General features: G+C 63.9%; 14 protein-coding genes and 1 pseudogene. 9 read left to right on the top strand and 6 right to left on the bottom strand.

Translation table 11 applies throughout. The annotated features are described in order from the left end of the window. Positions 1-87: 87 nt before the first annotated feature. From NCR38_RS16735 to NCR38_RS16725, 3 genes are all read right to left on the bottom strand, one after another. Positions 88-444 carry a hypothetical protein gene (locus tag NCR38_RS16735; RefSeq protein ID WP_061115904.1) on the bottom strand — a complete coding sequence of 119 codons (357 nt, stop codon included), beginning with the start codon at positions 442-444 and terminating at the stop codon, positions 88-90. A gap of 263 nt (positions 445-707) precedes the next feature. Continuing rightward, on the bottom strand, positions 708-1,604 hold the full coding sequence (gene mmsB / locus NCR38_RS16730) for a 3-hydroxyisobutyrate dehydrogenase (protein WP_061115905.1): 897 nt from the start codon (positions 1,602-1,604) through the stop codon (positions 708-710). Positions 1,605-1,616: 12 nt separating this feature from the next. Continuing rightward, a complete protein-coding gene (locus NCR38_RS16725; RefSeq protein WP_061115906.1) occupies positions 1,617-3,149 on the bottom strand; it encodes a CoA-acylating methylmalonate-semialdehyde dehydrogenase in 1,533 nt (510 codons plus the stop codon). A 215-nt stretch (positions 3,150-3,364) separates the two neighbouring features. Here NCR38_RS16725 and NCR38_RS16720 point away from each other — a divergent pair, with 215 nt between their 5' ends. The 6 genes and pseudogenes from NCR38_RS16720 to infA all read left to right on the top strand — a co-directional run bounded on the left by NCR38_RS16720 (position 3,365) and on the right by infA (position 8,263). Beyond that, on the top strand, positions 3,365-4,324 hold the full coding sequence (locus NCR38_RS16720; RefSeq protein ID WP_250477404.1) for a LysR family transcriptional regulator: 960 nt from the start codon (positions 3,365-3,367) through the stop codon (positions 4,322-4,324). 251 nt (positions 4,325-4,575) lie between these two features. After that, positions 4,576-5,557 (top strand): annotated as a pseudogene (locus tag NCR38_RS16715) (M23 family metallopeptidase). After that, positions 5,544-5,909, top strand: coding sequence for a hypothetical protein (locus NCR38_RS16710; RefSeq protein ID WP_061115908.1), 366 nt, complete (start codon positions 5,544-5,546; stop codon positions 5,907-5,909). Before NCR38_RS16715 ends, NCR38_RS16710 begins: the two are co-directional and overlap by 14 nt. 58 nt (positions 5,910-5,967) lie before the next feature. Next, entirely contained in the window at positions 5,968-6,402 is a 435-nt protein-coding gene (locus tag NCR38_RS16705) for a polymer-forming cytoskeletal protein (protein WP_061115909.1), read from the top strand. Between the two features lie 165 nt (positions 6,403-6,567). After that, positions 6,568-7,545 carry a magnesium/cobalt transporter CorA gene (gene corA / locus NCR38_RS16700; RefSeq protein ID WP_061115910.1) on the top strand — a complete coding sequence of 326 codons (978 nt, stop codon included), beginning with the start codon at positions 6,568-6,570 and terminating at the stop codon, positions 7,543-7,545. A gap of 451 nt (positions 7,546-7,996) precedes the next feature. After that, positions 7,997-8,263 carry a translation initiation factor IF-1 gene (gene infA / locus NCR38_RS16695; protein ID WP_061115911.1) on the top strand — a complete coding sequence of 89 codons (267 nt, stop codon included), beginning with the start codon at positions 7,997-7,999 and terminating at the stop codon, positions 8,261-8,263. Between the two features lie 163 nt (positions 8,264-8,426). Here the strand turns inward: infA and NCR38_RS16690 are convergent, their stop codons facing one another. Genes NCR38_RS16690 through zwf form a run of 3 tightly spaced genes read right to left on the bottom strand, consistent with a single transcriptional unit; the run spans position 8,427 to position 11,736 of the window. Next, on the bottom strand, positions 8,427-9,311 hold the full coding sequence (locus NCR38_RS16690; RefSeq protein ID WP_061115912.1) for a Cof-type HAD-IIB family hydrolase: 885 nt from the start codon (positions 9,309-9,311) through the stop codon (positions 8,427-8,429). Continuing rightward, on the bottom strand, positions 9,311-10,132 hold the full coding sequence (locus NCR38_RS16685) for an ROK family protein (RefSeq protein WP_061115913.1): 822 nt from the start codon (positions 10,130-10,132) through the stop codon (positions 9,311-9,313). Before NCR38_RS16685 ends, NCR38_RS16690 begins: the two co-directional genes overlap by 1 nt. Before the next feature lie 38 nt (positions 10,133-10,170). Continuing rightward, complete coding sequence (gene zwf / locus NCR38_RS16680; protein ID WP_061115914.1) at positions 10,171-11,736, bottom strand: glucose-6-phosphate dehydrogenase; 1,566 nt, start codon at positions 11,734-11,736, stop codon at positions 10,171-10,173. A gap of 207 nt (positions 11,737-11,943) precedes the next feature. Between zwf and NCR38_RS16675 the strand changes: the two genes are divergently transcribed. The 3 genes from NCR38_RS16675 (at position 11,944) to NCR38_RS16665 (ending at position 15,024) form a co-directional block, all read left to right on the top strand. Continuing rightward, complete coding sequence (locus tag NCR38_RS16675) at positions 11,944-12,780, top strand: arylamine N-acetyltransferase (protein ID WP_061115915.1); 837 nt, start codon at positions 11,944-11,946, stop codon at positions 12,778-12,780. A gap of 48 nt (positions 12,781-12,828) precedes the next feature. Beyond that, the gene (locus tag NCR38_RS16670; RefSeq protein ID WP_061115916.1) at positions 12,829-14,532 is read left to right on the top strand and encodes a penicillin-binding protein 2; all 1,704 of its coding nucleotides are present in this window, start codon (positions 12,829-12,831) and stop codon (positions 14,530-14,532) included. A 126-nt stretch (positions 14,533-14,658) separates the two neighbouring features. Continuing rightward, positions 14,659-15,024 carry a hypothetical protein gene (locus NCR38_RS16665; RefSeq protein WP_061115917.1) on the top strand — a complete coding sequence of 122 codons (366 nt, stop codon included), beginning with the start codon at positions 14,659-14,661 and terminating at the stop codon, positions 15,022-15,024. The last annotated feature ends 3 nt before the right edge of the window (positions 15,025-15,027 follow it).

The raw sequence follows: 15,027 nt of genomic DNA, 5'->3' as shown, positions 1-15,027 counted from the left end.
TCCGCGAGTAGCAGCACAAAAAATAAAACGCCGGCTGCTTGCAGCCGGCGTTTCGTCTTCCGAATCAGGCGTGAGAACCGTTACCGTTCAGCTCCCGCTCAGACCGTATTGCAGCGCAAGGTCGAAGCCCAGCACCACCAGCGAGCAGAACAGACCCAGCGACAGATTCGCCAGCCGGTGGCCGACGTCCTTGTGCCTCGTCAGAACAGCGCCCGCGAGGAACGCGATTTCCACGATAACCTGCATGCAGAACACGGCGATCATCAACGCGAACTCGTAACCCATCGAGCTGAAGTTCATGAAGTTGAAGCCGTTCACCGCCACCCAAGACCCCACTCGCCAAGCTTCGTATGCCAATAGCAGCAACGGGAAGAAATAGCTGGCTACATAAGTCGGCACCGTGGCGTGCCGCAATTCCATATTTAAGTGACGTGTTACTTGCATCGCGTACTCCTCATCTGATTGCCCGAAAACGACGGGCGTTCTACCTGCACCGTGGCGCAACCGGAGCGTTCAAACCGAACGGCAGACGGGCGTCGTGCTTTCAGAATAGGACAATTTTCGGGAAAGCGAATCATCGTATTCCCGATGATCGCACCCAGTAAGGCGCTACGCGACGCATTGTGCAGTGCAACTGAACAACGCAGTTATATAGCCTGCGAATTCGGCACGTGCGTGCGTGCCGAATTCGTACTTGGTTGAATTCCTTACTGGCCGCTTTGTTGCTTGGCGTATAGCTTGATGATGCCCGAAAAATCGAGTCCGCCTAATCCCTGCTGGCTCATAGACTGATACAACTGTTGTGCCAGGGCGCCCATGAATACCGGCTGCCTTGCAGCGCGCGCCGCATCGACGGCAAGCCCGAGGTCCTTCAACATCAGATCCGCGCCGAAGCCGCCCGAATACCCGCGCGACGCGGGCGCCGTTTCGACGATGCCCGGATAGGGATTACACGTATCCGAACTCCAGCAACGTCCGGTCGATGTGTTGACGATGCTCGCGAGTTTCGTCGGATCGATTCCGAGCGTTTCGCCGAGCTTCATCGCCTCCGCGACGCCGATCATGGAAATCCCGAGCAGCAGGTTGTTGCAGATCTTCGCGATCTGGCCGGTGCCAGTTTCGCCGCAACGCACCATGTTTTTGCCCATGCCGGAAAGGACGGGACGAAGCGTTTCGAAGAGGGCCTCGTCGGCGCCGACCATGAATGTCAGCGTCCCCGCCTGTGCCCCGACGACGCCCCCGGAAACGGGCGCATCCGCGAACGGATTGCCCTGCTTCGCCGCCGCTTCACCGATGAGTCTGGCGGTGGCCGGATCGATCGTGCTGCTGTCGACGAGCGGCACGCCCCTCGCGACACCGGCAAGCACGCCGTCGCCGCTCAAGTACACCGCCTTCACATGCTGCGCTGCGGGAAGCATCGTGATGACGACTTCCGCGCCCTCGGCCGCCGCGCGCGGCGATGCGGCCAGCGTTGCGCCCACCGCCTTCGCCGCGTCCAGCGCCGCGGGCACGAGATCGAACGCCGTCACCGCGTGCCCGGCTTTCAGAAGATTGGCGGCCATCGGGCCACCCATGTGCCCCAGGCCGATAAAACCTGTCTTCATCGCCGTCTCCTTTTATCGCAGCGAGATGGTCGTGTTGACGCCGTCGTTCACCGTGGCGTCGTCGAACCAGCGCGCGGTGACGGTCTTCGTCTGCGTGTAGAACTGCACGACCTGCTTGCCGTACGGACCGAGATCGCCCAGCTTCGAGCCGCGCGAGCCGGTGAAGCTGAACGCCGGGACCGGCACCGGAATCGGAATATTGATGCCCACCTGGCCGATGTCGATCTCGCTCTGAAACTTGCGTGCCGCAGCGCCGCTCTGCGTGAAGAGCCCGACGCCGTTGCCCATCGGATTGCGATTGACGAGCGCGATCGCGTCATCGAGCGTGTCGGCCTCGACCACGCACAGCACCGGGCCGAAGATCTCGGTCTTGTAGATCGACATGCCGGTATCGACGTTCGTGAAAATCGTCGGCCCGATGAAGTTGCCGTTCTCGTAGCCCTTCACGTCGATGCCGCGGCCATCGAGCGCGAGCGTCGCACCCTCCTCGACGCCCTTGCCGATCAGCCCGAGAACGCGCTCCTTCGCCGCCTTCGAGACGACCGGGCCGACGTCCGTGTTCGGTTCGATGCCCGCATTGACCTTGAGCGTCTTCGCGCGTTCGACGAGCTCCGGCACCCAGTCCTTCGACGCTCCGACGAACACCGCCACCGACGTCGCCATGCAGCGCTGCCCCGCCGCGCCGAAACCCGCGCCAGCGAGCGCGTTGAGCGTCTGCTCCTTGTTCGCGTCGGGCAGCACGACGGCGTGATTCTTCGCGCCCATCATCGACTGGACGCGCTTGCCGTGCTGACTCGCGAGGTTATACACATGCGTGCCCACGGCCGTCGAACCGACGAACGAGATCGCCTTGATGTCGGGATGCGTGCAGATCGCATCCACGACTTCCTTGCCGCCATGCACGACGTTGAGCACGCCCGGCGGCACGCCGGCTTCGATCGCGAGCTCGACGAGCTCCATCGTCGAAAGCGGATCCTGTTCCGACGGCTTCAGCACGAAGGTGTTGCCGCAGACGATCGCCATCGGGAACATCCACAGGGGGATCATCGCGGGGAAGTTGAAGGGCGTAATGCCCGCGCAGACGCCGATCGGCTGGCGCAGCGTATATGTATCGACGCCGCCCGCGACGTTCTCGGAGAATTCGCCTTGCTGCAAAGTGCTGATCGAGCACGCATGTTCGACGACTTCGAGGCCGCGGAAGATGTCGCCCTCGGCATCGGCCAGCGTCTTGCCCTGCTCGGCCGTAAGCGTCTGCGCAATGCGCTTCTGGTTCTGACGCACGAGATCCTGAAACTTCAGCATGAGACGCATGCGCACGCCGAGCGGCGTCGTACGCCAGGTCTGAAACGCCTTCTGCGCGGCGGCTACGGCGGCATTCACTTCGTCCATCGTCGCGAAGGGCACGCGGCCCACCACGTCCTGCGTCGCGGGATTGACGATGTCCCGCCATTCCGTCGTCTTCGAATCGACGAACTGGCCGTCGATCAGCAGCTTGGCCGTACGGACGGACGCCTTCTGCGCCGGATGTTCAGCAGCGATATTCACGAGTCACTCCTTGTCTGGAAAGTTGCAAACGCGGGTTGGGATGACGGACGAAGACGCGGGGACGGGACGCCGTTGCGGCGCCGAGGGGATAGGCATGTCGTCTCCGTTTATGAGAAATCGGCCTGCACTGCTGCACGCTCGTTTCCTTGAGTATAGTTATGCAAAAGTCCATCATGGCACCATAAAAACACCCGATCGATATGCAAAAAGACGCCATGCAAACCGCCAAGTTCGACCTCTCCCGGCTCAACTGGGACGATCTGCGCTTCTTCCTCGAAGTTGCCCGCACGCAGCGCGCGAGCGGCGCGGCAAAGCGCCTGGGCGTCGATTACACGACGGTCGCGCGGCGCGTGCGTGCGCTCGAAGACGCGCTCGGCACGCTCCTGTTCGACAAGTCGCGTAGCGGCGGATTCATTCTGACGGCCGAGGGCCAGCGGCTGCTCGGCTTCGTCGACTCGATCGAGACGACGGTGCAGTCCGCCACCGAGCAGATCGCCAATACGGGTCACGCGCTGTCGGGGCATGTGCGCGTCGGCTCGACCGAAGGTTTCGGCTGCTTTTTTCTCGCGCCGCAGCTCGCGCGCTTTCAGGACGCGCATCCGAACATTTCCATCGATCTCTTGCCGGTGCCGCATTTCGTGAGCCTCTCCAAGCGCGAAGCGGATATCGCCGTGACGCTCGAACGGCCCGAGCAGGGCCAGTACGTCTATACGAAGCTCTGCGAATACCGCCTCAAGCTATACGCGACCGCCGAGTATCTGGACGCGCACGAGCCGATCCGCACGAGCGACGATCTGCGTCATCATCGCTTCGCGAGTTATATCGACGATCTCGCGTTCAGCTACGAACTGCTGTATCTCGAGCGCGCGGTGCCGGGCGCGGTGTCGCGCTGGCGCAGCACGAGCGCGATCGCCCAATGTTTCGCCGCGCTGCAGGGCCGCGCGCTCGCGATCCTGCCGTGCTTCATGACCTCGCCCGATCCGCGCTTCGTCCCGGTGCTGCCGGACGACATCGTCGTGACGCGCGCCTTCTATCTGTCCTGCCGCGAAGACCTGCGCAAGCTCAAGCGCATCACGGCCGTCTGGGATTACCTGCGCGCGGCGGCCGAGGCAAATCGCGCATTCCTGATGGGCGACGGCACGCAGATGGCTTGGGTGGACGTCAAGTCATCCTGATCAAACACGCTTTTTGACGGCCATACGGATCAAACGTGGTAAGCGCCGACGCCCTCCGAACATCACAAAATTTGGCAAAAGGAATTCGTGTAATTTTGATTCGATATCCTGTTGAAACGTCACCTGGGGCACAGGGTCGGGCATAATCGCCGCCGGTCTTTTCGTTTTGCCGTGGAGAGCGCGGCGCACTCCATCCCCGTGATTTTTCTTAGTCTTTCTCCCGCCGGCCGTACGGGCCGCCTCGCGCGCTGATGGCTTTCGTCATCTGGTCGCGGCGGACCATGTCCCGCCAGCGCATCCGCTTCGTCGAGGCGCGCACGGCGCGCGCCATCGCCATCATCGGCGCCATCACGCTTCTGATCGCCGCGCTGGCGCTCGGCATCGCGATCGGCACGATGTTCGCCCGCAGCCATCTCGGCGAGGAGCAGGCGCTGATGTCGCGCCGCTCCTATGAGATCGAAGCGCTCGGCCGCCTCAATGCCGCGCTGATCGAGCTCGCGCCGCGCGTCGAAGGGCTGTCCGCGCAAGTAAACGAGCTTCACGATTTCGACATGCGTCTGAAGGCTGCGCACGGCGCAAGCAATACCTCCGGCGTGCACGAGGTCCCGCCGCTGCCCGACAGCGAGGAACCGGCCTCGTCGCTCGACGGCGCTGGTGGGCCGGCGCTGCCGCCGCGCCTGTGCGATACCGGCCGCGCGGGGTCCGGCGCGCCGCGGCAGCGCCTGAAGAGCACGCAGCGCATCATCGATTGTTTGAACGACGAAGTCTCGCAACTCGAAACGCAGACGCTCGCGCGCTATGCCGCGTACATGGCGTTTCCCGGCCGCGATCCGGCGCCTGGCACGCGCAATGGCTCGCCTTACGGCAATCGTCTGGATCCGTTCACCGGGCACCTGAGCTTTCATCCCGGGCTCGATCTCGTGGCCCCGAGCGGCACGCCCATCCTCGCGAGCGCGGGCGGACGCGTCGTGCAGGCTGGAGAGCGCAATGGCTATGGCAACGCGGTCGATATCCGCCACGGCGACGGCATGGTGACGCGTTACGGACATGCGTCGCGCCTCCTCGTGAAAATCCGGCGACTACGTGATGCCCGGGCAGGAGATCGCGGAAATCGGCTCGACCGGACGCTCCACGGGCCCGCATCTGCATTTCGAAGTGATCCTCGACGGCGCGCAGATCAATCCTTCTCCCTACCTCGCGCTCTTCAAGCGCAAGCCGAATGCGCAAAGTTGATTCGAAGCGGCTGTCGCTGCAACTGACTCGCCAGTCCTATTCGCTTACGCCCAAGCGTGGCGCGGGCATCTGGCTCGGCCTGATCGCGGCCGTGTGCGCGATCGCGGCGCTGGCTGCCGCGGGCTTCGCGCTCAAACGCTCGAACGAGGACGCCCACAAGCTGGACGCGCTCTGCGCGCCGCCCGCTTCCGAGCAGACGCTGCGCGATCAGCTCGTGCACGCGCAACTCGCGCTCGAACAGGAAGCGGCGAGCCGCACGGCGCTGGAGCAGCGCGTGAAGGACGGCACGGCCGAGATTCAGCGGCTGCAAACCGACCTCGCTTTCCTCAGGAAACAGCACAAACCCGATTGAGCGCCACGCTCCACGCGCTCGCTTCGTGCAACCCCTTACCGCATCGCAAGGACTCGACATGTTTTCATCGAAGAAGGATTCCAACGGAATCAAGATGGCCAAGCTCGCGACGCTCGTCGCGCACAACGTTCATATCTCGGGCGATCTCGAGTTCAGCGAGGGCCTGCGCATGGACGGCCAGGTGACAGGCAATGTGAGCGGCCGTCCGGGCGAAGAAACGCTGCTCGTCGTGAGCGACCAGGGTGCGATTCGCGGCAATGTGAGCGCCTACGACGTCATCATCAACGGCTGCGTGACGGGCGATGTCACCGTTGCGCATTTCGTCGAACTTCAGTCGAATGCGCGGGTGCTGGGCAACATCTACTATCAGCAGTTGCGCATGGATATCGGCGCGACTGTCGAAGGCAAGCTCACCAAGTTCGATTCGCAGTCCGCGCATGTTCCGACGCTGCCGGCGCCGCCCGGATACAGCATCGACCTCGCGACGAACTGACTGCCGGCAAGGGCGCCGCCCGACCGGCGCTCGTTGGCAACGGCGCACCTATCCGGCTAAGATTCGGTGGATGAAGGCCACGCGCTCGCGCCCACGCGAATCACGCGACTTCGAGCGCCCATCGACGCGTGGCCGGTGATATCGGAATAACTATAAGGGCGCCCCATGCTGGTCAATTGCGCGGCTTATCAAAACGGCCGAAAACTCGCGGATGTGCATATCGACGATATCAATGCATACCGCGATCTGCCCGACTCTTTCATTTGGGTTGCATTGAAGGAACCCGGTCCCGGCGAGCTCGCGCACATGACGCATCAGTTCGGCCTGCATGAACTGGCGGTTGAAGATGCGCAGCACGGGCATCAACGGCCGAAGATCGAGGAATACGGCGATTCGCTGTTCGCGGTATTCCACACAGTCGAGTTCGATGAAGAAGGCGAAGTGCTCGTCGGCGAGATGAACGTGTTCGTCGGCAAGAACTACGTGCTCTCGGTGCGCAATCGCACGACGCAAGGTTTTCAGGAAGTTCGGAAGCGCTGCGAGCGCGAGCCGCATCTGCTCAAGCATGGTCCGGCCTTCGTGATGTACGCGCTGCTCGATGCCGTCGTTGACCGATACTTTCCCGTGCTGGAGACGCTCGGCGCGGAAGTCGACGAAGTTGAAGAGCGCATCTTCGAGCAGAAAGGTTCGGTGGAATCCCGCGAGATCATCGAAGATCTCTACTCGTTGAAGCGCCGCATGACGATCCTCCAGCACCACACCGCGCCGCTGCTCGAAGCCGTCAGCAAACTGTATGGCGGGCGCTCGCCGGGCGTCTGTTCAGGCATGCAGGAATACTTCCGCGATGTGTACGACCACTTGCTGCGCATCGTGAAGACGATTGAGGGGCGTCGTGAAATGATCGTCACGGCGATTCAGGTGAATCTCGGCCTGATCGCGCTCGCGGAAAGCGAAGTGACCAAGCGCCTCGGCTCGTTCGCGGCGCTCTTTGCGGTGCCGACGATGATCGCCGGCATCTACGGCATGAACTTCAAGTCGATTCCGGAACTCGATTGGGTCTACGGTTATCCGACGTGTCTCGCCGTTATGCTGATCGTCGATGTCGTGCTCTACTGGCGGTTCAAGAAGGCCGGCTGGCTGTAAGAAGTGTCTTTCAGGAACCTTCGGTCGAATTTCGTTGTCTAATCAAGCGATTTGCGGGAGAATGCGGTGTGGCCTTGCAAACCGGCCCATCGACCGCACATGACGTGAACGCACGTCGCATTTTCATCGCTTTTCGTTTCAAACCGCACGTCGGCCTTGCTTTTTTGCCGATGTCGCCGTCCCGGTCATGCCGGCCACGGCGCGCCGCATCTGCGGTTCGCTTGTCCTCCGGCCTATGCCGTCAAGCTCACAATGAGCCTGAATAGAGACGCGGCGCGCTCCGATCGCACGTTTGATCGTGCCGGGCGTGCCAGGCCACGCTTTGCATCGCCTCTCACGTTTCGTAGCGACGCCGCCTGAGGGCAGCGGCGCTCGACACTTCATCGGCGTTGATTGCGCGTCTCGCAGGATGCGCGGCAGCACCCACTACTATTGACCACAGGAGCCCCATATGGCGAAAGAAGAACTCATCGAACTCGACGGCATCGTTGACGAAGTGCTTCCCGACAGCCGCTATCGCGTGACGCTGGACAACGGCGTCGTCGTGGGCGCGTACGCCTCGGGCCGCATGCGCAAGAACCACATCCGCATTCTGGCCGGCGACCGCGTGACGCTGGAACTGTCGGTGTATGACCTGACGAAGGGCCGCATCAACTTCCGTCACAAGGACGAGCGCGCAAGCGGCGGCGGCCAGCGTGCACCGATGCGCCGTCGTTGATGCCTCACTGTCTTATCTGATTCATCCGCAACCGGCGTGGGCCTGATCCGCAGCGCACGCTCCTGAATCGACTCGCGGATCATCCTGTACTTCGACGCGGCCGCATGCCCCGCGCCTGGCCGTTCCGGCTGCGCGACGCGTCGATGCCCTTTCCCGCCATACGTCAAGCCGCACCCCGCGCCGCCAGCAGCGCGCCGATGCCGATCGCGAAGCCGTCCTCGTCGTTGCTCTTCGAGACCAGGCTCGCCTGACGCTGCACGGCGTCGGATGCCTGCCCCATCGCGATCGATACCCCCGCAATCTCGAACATCGCCACGTCGTTGCCCATGTCGCCGAGCACGGCCACGCGCTCGAGCGGCACGCCGGCGAACCGCGCGAGCTCGCGCACCGCGGTGCCCTTGTTCGCCTCCAGGCTCGTGATGTCGAGATAGTAGGTCTGAGAGCGCGCGGCATGACCACGGCCTTCGAGCTGCTGCTGCAGACCGCTTTCCACACGCGCGAGCAGCGCAGTATCGGCCGTCGAGCCGACGATCTTGTCGACCGCATCGAGATCGACATCGTCGAAGCGCGTGACAAGCACGCCCTCGTAGCCGACCGTGCGCGTTTCGAGCGGCACATACGTGCCTTCGGGATTCGTCAGATACCACGCATCGTCGATGAACACCCACGCGTCGACATTCGCGGCGGCGAGCGCCTCCAGCGCGGTCTGCACGACATCTCGCGGCAGTTTGTGCGACGACAGCACTTCCCACGTGCCCGGCCGGACCAGACTGCCGCCGTTGTACGACGCATAAGGCATGTCGACCGTGAGCGCCTCCACGATATGCCGCATGCCTTTGCCCGGCCGGCTGCTGGCCACCGTGAAGCGCACGCCGGCGTCGCGCAGGCGGCGCACCGCGTCCTTGGCGGGCTGGCCGAGCGCCTTGTCGGTGTAGAGCAGCGTGCCGTCGCAATCGGTGACGACGAGCTCCGCGCGAGCGAGCGTATCGAAGGCCGCGGTGCCGTCGCCCGTCGCGCTGTGCAGGCCGTATTTGCCTCGAGCGTTCATTAGTGCGCCCCTTCATGCTGATTGAAGTGCGGCAACTGCCGCGTCTCGCGCACCGAGCGCGGATGCCACAGCCGCGCGCCGCCTTCGATGCCCGCCGCGTTCGACACGATCGCCACGTTTTCCGGCAGCTTGAACCTGACGTGCGCCGCATTGCCGCCGCCGATCCAGAGCTTGTCGTAGTTCACGAGCGTCGCAAGAATGCCGATGATCTTCTCCACGCGCCGGCTCCAGCGTTTCTTGCCCGCCTTCTCGCGCGCCGCGTTGCCGATGTACTCGTCGTAGGTCTTGTCCTTCGCGACCGGATGATGCGCGAGCTCGAGATGCGGCATCAGCTCGCCATCGCGAAAGAGCGCGGTGCCCGCGCCAGTGCCGAGCGTCAACACCATCTCGATGCCGCGCCCTTCGATCGCCGCGAGCCCCTGCATCTCGGCATCGTTGATCATGCGCGCCGGCATGCCGCCCAAGCGCTCGGAAATCAGTTGCGCGAGCGGCACGCCACGCCAGGCCGGCGTGCCGAGATTGGGCGCGGTCAGCACGACGTTTTCGCGCACGACGCCCGGAAAGCCGATGGAAATATGCGTCGGCGGCTCCGCGACGATCGGCGTGACCAGTTCGATGAGCATTTCGACGACCACGTCGGGCTTCGCCGGATGCGGCGTCGCCACGCGCACGCGGTCGCTCTTCATCTCGCCATCCTCGGAGATGACAGCCGCCTTCAACCCGGTCCCGCCGATATCGATCGCGAGGATGCGTTCGGCCTTGATCGCGAGTTTGTCCGCCGAGACATGCGTTTTCTGTTTGGTTTTCGACTCTGTGCTCACGCTCGTTGTCCTTGTGGTTGCGTTCCGGTTGGATGAGTTCAGTCCTTCTTGCGCGTATCGGTCAGCGCGCGCCAGGTGCGGCCGTCCTGCGCCAGCAGTTGATCCGACTCCGCCGGCCCCGCGCTGCCCGCCGCATAACCGTGTACGGCAAGCGGGCTCTCCGGATGCAGCACGCGATCCACCGCCGCCCACGCCGTCTCGATGCTGTCCGCGCGCTGAAAAAGCGTTGCGTCGCCGAGCATGCAGTCGTAGAGCAGCGTCTCGTAGCCGACGTTCGCCCGCTCCGCGAAGAAATCGGCGTAGTTGAAGGCCGAGCGCACCTTGCCGATCTGCATCACCGGCCCCGGCACCTTCACGTTGAAGTCGAACGTCGTGCCGTGCGCCGGGTCGATGCGCAGCGTGAAGACGTTCGGCGTGAGCGCATCGACGGGCGTGTCGCGAAACAGCAGGAACGGCACGGCTTTCAGTTGCACCGAGATCTCCGTGCGCCGCTCGGTCAGCCGCTTGCCGGTGCGCAGATAGAACGGCACGCCCGCCCAGCGCCAGTTCTCGACATACACGCGCGCCGCCGCATAGGTCTCCGTGCGGCTGTCCTTCGCGACGCCCGCCTCTTCCCTGTAGCCCGGCCCGGCGGGTCCGGCTTCATACTGGCCGAGCACGACATCGTTCGCCGTGAGTGGACGGAGCGCATCGAAGACTTCGGCTTTGCGGTCACGCACGGATTCGGCATCGAAGGAATTGGGCGGCTCCATCGCCACCATGCCGAGCAACTGGAAAAGATGGTTCGGCAGCATGTCGCGAAACGCGCCCGTCTGCTCGTAGAACTTGCCGCGCCCTTCCACGCCGATCGTCTCCGCCGCCGTGATCTGCACGTTATCGATGTATTCGCGCCGCCAGACAGGTTCGAACATCGCGTTGGCGAAGCGCACGGCGAGGATGCTCTGCACCGTGTCCTTGCCGAGAAAATGGTCGATGCGATACACCTGCGACTCGCCCGCATAGTTGAGGATGCAGGCGTTGAGCGCCCGTGCCGACGCCAGATCGGTCCCGAACGGCTTCTCGATGACGAGCCGCCTGAAGTTGCCATCCTTCTCTTCGAGCAGGCCGGCCGCGCCGAGATGCTCGATGATCGGCTGAAAAAATCGCGCCCCCACCGCGAGATAGAACACGACGTTGCCCGCCTTCGCTTTCGCGAGCCGCGCCTTGAGCCGCGCGAAGGTTTCGTCTTCCTCGAATTCGCCCGGAAAGTACTCGAGCCGTCCGACGACCCAGTTCCACGCCGCTTCGTTCAACTGCGACGTGTGGAAGGTGGCGGCCTTGTCGGCGGCGAAGGCGCGCAGCGACTGCGTGAGCTCGTCGCGCCATTCGGACGTCTCGCGCTCGCCGTGGTTCACCCCGATGATCTCCATGCCGTCGTCGAGTAACTTGTCGGCAGACAGGTTGTAGAGCGACGGCATCAGGAGCCGCTTGGTGAGATCGCCGCCGGCTCCGAAAATCACGAGCGTGCATGGCGGCGCAGGTTGCTTGCCGGCGCATGTCGCGCTCGCCGGGTTCGCGGGATTCGCTTCGTTCGATTGATTCGCTTCGTTCGATTCCTTCGGCATGGCGTATCGCCCCTTGTCAGTTGCGCGTGAACCTGGAAAGACCTTCATCGATGCGGCACAGTTCATTTCGATGTCGCGCCGCAAGCCCGCGCGCCGAAACCGTATGCTTTTTGTAATTTATGAGCTTTCGTGTCGTAAAATATGCGCGCTCGGCGCCCGCGCTGGCGGACCTTGCGACATCGAAGCCGACTCGAGGCCTGGACTCCCATGAACGCACACGACAATTCAATCGACCTTGCCGCGTACTTCGAGCGCATCGGCTTTTCCGGACCCGCACGGCCGGCGCCGACGCTCGACACGCTGCGCACGCTGCATCTGCTTCATCCGCAGACCATTCCTTTCGAAAACCTCGACGTGCTGATCGGACGCCCGGTCAGGCTCGATCTCGAATCGATCCAGCGCAAACTCGTCGCAAGTCGGCGCGGCGGTTACTGCTACGAGCATAATCTGCTGTTTCGCAGCGTACTGCAGACGCTGGGTTTTCGCGTCCGCAGCTTCGCGGCCCGCGTCCTATGGGGCCGGGAGACGCCGGAAATGCCGGCGCGCACGCACATGCTCCTGCTCGTCGATCTCGACGAAGGCACCTTCGTCACCGATGTCGGTTTCGGCGGCATGACGCTGTCCGCACCGCTCGCACTCCAGACGGGCCTCGAGCAGATCACGCCGCACGGCGCTTTCCGCCTCGACGACGCCGGCGGCGAGCCTTCAGGGTTCGTTCTGCAGGCGCTCGTCAACGGTTCATGGACGCGCGTCTATCGCTTCGACCTCGACCCGCAGTATGACGTCGACTACGAGATGGCCAACCATTTCGTGTCCACTTACCCGCAGTCGATCTTCCTGCACAACCTGCTGGCCGCGCGTCTCGCGCCGGGCAAGCGCTTCGGTCTGCTCAACCGGCGCCTCTCGGTGCACGACGAACGCGAAGGCAGCGATCATCGCGCGCTCGGCAACGTCGCCGACCTGCGCCGTACGCTCGAAAACGAGATCGGCATTCGTCTGCCGGATAGCGCCGGTCTCGACGCCGCGCTCGCCCGTCTGCCCTGAAACGCGGACACTGCGGCCGGCACAACCAAGCTTAATCACAAGACAACGATGTTCAAGAACAAGACGCGCGGCGGCAGCGATTTCCAGACGCATCACCGCAGCACGGTGCTCGCGAACCGGCTGCCCGAATGGCGCTCGCGCCTCGTCGTGATCGGCATGACCGCGGCCTTCCTGTCGCTCGCCGGGCGCGCGCTGTGGGTGCAGGTCATCGACCACAAGTTTTATCTCGGCGAAGGCCAGAAGCGCTACCAGCGCACGCTGGCGCTTTCGGCGACGCGCGGGCGCATCGTCGATCGGAACGGGGCGATGCTCGCCGTGAGCCTCGCCACCTACGAAGTCTGGGCGACGCCCAAGTTGTTCGACGGCGACCACGGCAACGAGATCGCGCGCCTGCTCGACATGCCGCCGAAGGACTTGCAGCGGCGCATCGACGCGAACCGCGCGTTCGTCCTGCTCAAGCGTCAGGTCGAAGCCGAGACCGCCGAGCGGATCGCGACGATCGGACGCGCGGGCATCACGCTCGTGCCGGACACGAAGCGCTTCTATCCCGAAGGCGAATCGGCGGCGCACGTCGTCGGCTTCACCAATAACGAGGATCACGGCCAGGAAGGCGTCGAGCTCGCCGCGGATACTCGCCTGACGGGCGAAGCGGGCCAGCGCGAGGTGATTCGCGACCGCCTCGGACGCGTGGTCTCGCAAATCGGCGAGCCGGCCATGCCGCAGAACGGCGAGACCATTCAACTGACGATCGACCGGCGCATCCAGCAGCTCGCGCATTCGCAACTGAAGTCGGCGATCGTGAAGCACAAGGCCCGCGCGGGCAGCGTCGTCGTGCTCGACGCGAAGAACGGCGAGGTGCTCGCGCTCGCCAACTACCCGAGCTTCGATCCGAATGATCGCTCGCGTCTCACCGGCGAGCAGTTGCGCAACCGCGCGCTCACCGACACCTTCGAGCCCGGCTCGACGATCAAGCCGCTCGTCGCCGCATTGTCGATCGATCTGGGGAAGGTACGCCCGGACACGCGCATCGACACGGCGCCAGGCACGTTCAAGCTCGGCCCGAACGTGATCCACGACACATCGAACCACGGCGTCATCACCGTGGCCGAGGCGGTGCAGATGTCCAGCAACGTCGCGCTTACGAAGCTCGCGCTGCAACTTCCCGCGCAGACGATCTGGGACAAGTACCGCGAATACGGCATCGGCCGCGCGCCCGAGCTGACATTTCCCGGCGCGGCGACCGGCCGCCTGCGCTCGCCCGAGCGCTGGAAGCCGATCGAGCAGGCGACGATGGCCTATGGCTACGGCCTCTCGCTCTCGCTCCTGCAGATCGCGCAAATCTATACCGCCTATGCCGGCGACGGACGCTTTCATCCGGCCACGCTGATTCAGGGCGAATCACGCGGCGACGCCATGCAGGTGACGAAGCCCGCGACCGCGAAGGCCGTGCGCAACATGCTCGAAATGGCGATCGGCGACCACGGCACGGGGCGCGCCGCGGCGGTCGAGGGCTATCGCGTCGGCGGCAAGACCGGCACGGCGCGCAAGCAGGTCGGGCGTTCGTACGCGGCGAACAAGTACCGGGCGTCGTTCGTGGGCATTGCGCCGATGAGCGATCCGCGCGTGATCGTCGCGGTGATGATCGACGAGCCCACGGGCGGCACCTACTACGGCGGCACGGTGGCGGGGCCGGTGTTCTCCGGCATCGTCGGCGGGACGCTGCCGCTGCTCGGCGTTCCGCCCGACGCCTGAGCCGCCGCGCAGGCGGGCGCGGGCCTTGCTGCACCGGTCAGGCGCACCCCCGCGAACCTGCCCGGACTGTAAAGGGCTTATGCTCTAATGTCGTGTCCGGCACCAAGAGATCAAACGGGAAAGACCATGAAAAAACTCGCCGCGGCGCTCGCGTTGCCTGTGCTTTTCGCCGCTTGCGCACAGTTTCATAACGAAGACGCGGGACAACCCGAAGTCGAGAAGTCATCGACTGACAACAAGGTGAACGGCATCGTCCAGTGCATCGCCGACGAGGCGAAGAAGCACGACGCCAAATTCCAGAAGACGGCCATTCCGCAAGGCGTGATGCTCGAATTCGGCGATTCGAACGTGATCAAGGTCCGTTACGACAACGGCGAGACCACGTATCGCTTCTATCCGGGGCAGCGTCATCCGTCGAATCTGTGGATCGAGGGCGCGGGCAAGAAATGCGCGCCGGCCGACGCGACCGCCCACGACGAACCCCAGAAATAAGCA

It is taken from the genome of Caballeronia sp. INML1 (assembly GCF_023631085.1).
In the GTDB taxonomy this organism is placed as follows: Bacteria; Pseudomonadota; Gammaproteobacteria; order Burkholderiales; family Burkholderiaceae; genus Caballeronia; species Caballeronia turbans.
The sequence above is the reverse complement of the archived record's forward strand: the minus strand, read 5'-3'. Positions and strand labels throughout refer to the sequence as shown.

Coding starts and splice junctions, on each gene's coding strand:
- NCR38_RS16720 (WP_250477404.1), top strand. CDS start 3,365: ATGCAAACCGCCAAGTTCGACCTCTCCCGGCTCAACTGGGACGATCTG.
- NCR38_RS16665 (WP_061115917.1), top strand. CDS start 14,659: ATGAAAAAACTCGCCGCGGCGCTCGCGTTGCCTGTGCTTTTCGCCGCT.
- NCR38_RS16735 (WP_061115904.1), bottom strand. CDS start 444: ATGCAAGTAACACGTCACTTAAATATGGAATTGCGGCACGCCACGGTG.
- zwf (WP_061115914.1), bottom strand. CDS start 11,736: ATGCCGAAGGAATCGAACGAAGCGAATCAATCGAACGAAGCGAATCCC.
- NCR38_RS16705 (WP_061115909.1), top strand. CDS start 5,968: ATGTTTTCATCGAAGAAGGATTCCAACGGAATCAAGATGGCCAAGCTC.
- NCR38_RS16675 (WP_061115915.1), top strand. CDS start 11,944: ATGAACGCACACGACAATTCAATCGACCTTGCCGCGTACTTCGAGCGC.
- NCR38_RS16690 (WP_061115912.1), bottom strand. CDS start 9,311: ATGAACGCTCGAGGCAAATACGGCCTGCACAGCGCGACGGGCGACGGC.
- mmsB (WP_061115905.1), bottom strand. CDS start 1,604: ATGAAGACAGGTTTTATCGGCCTGGGGCACATGGGTGGCCCGATGGCC.
- corA (WP_061115910.1), top strand. CDS start 6,568: ATGCTGGTCAATTGCGCGGCTTATCAAAACGGCCGAAAACTCGCGGAT.
- NCR38_RS16670 (WP_061115916.1), top strand. CDS start 12,829: ATGTTCAAGAACAAGACGCGCGGCGGCAGCGATTTCCAGACGCATCAC.
- infA (WP_061115911.1), top strand. CDS start 7,997: ATGGCGAAAGAAGAACTCATCGAACTCGACGGCATCGTTGACGAAGTG.
- NCR38_RS16710 (WP_061115908.1), top strand. CDS start 5,544: ATGCGCAAAGTTGATTCGAAGCGGCTGTCGCTGCAACTGACTCGCCAG.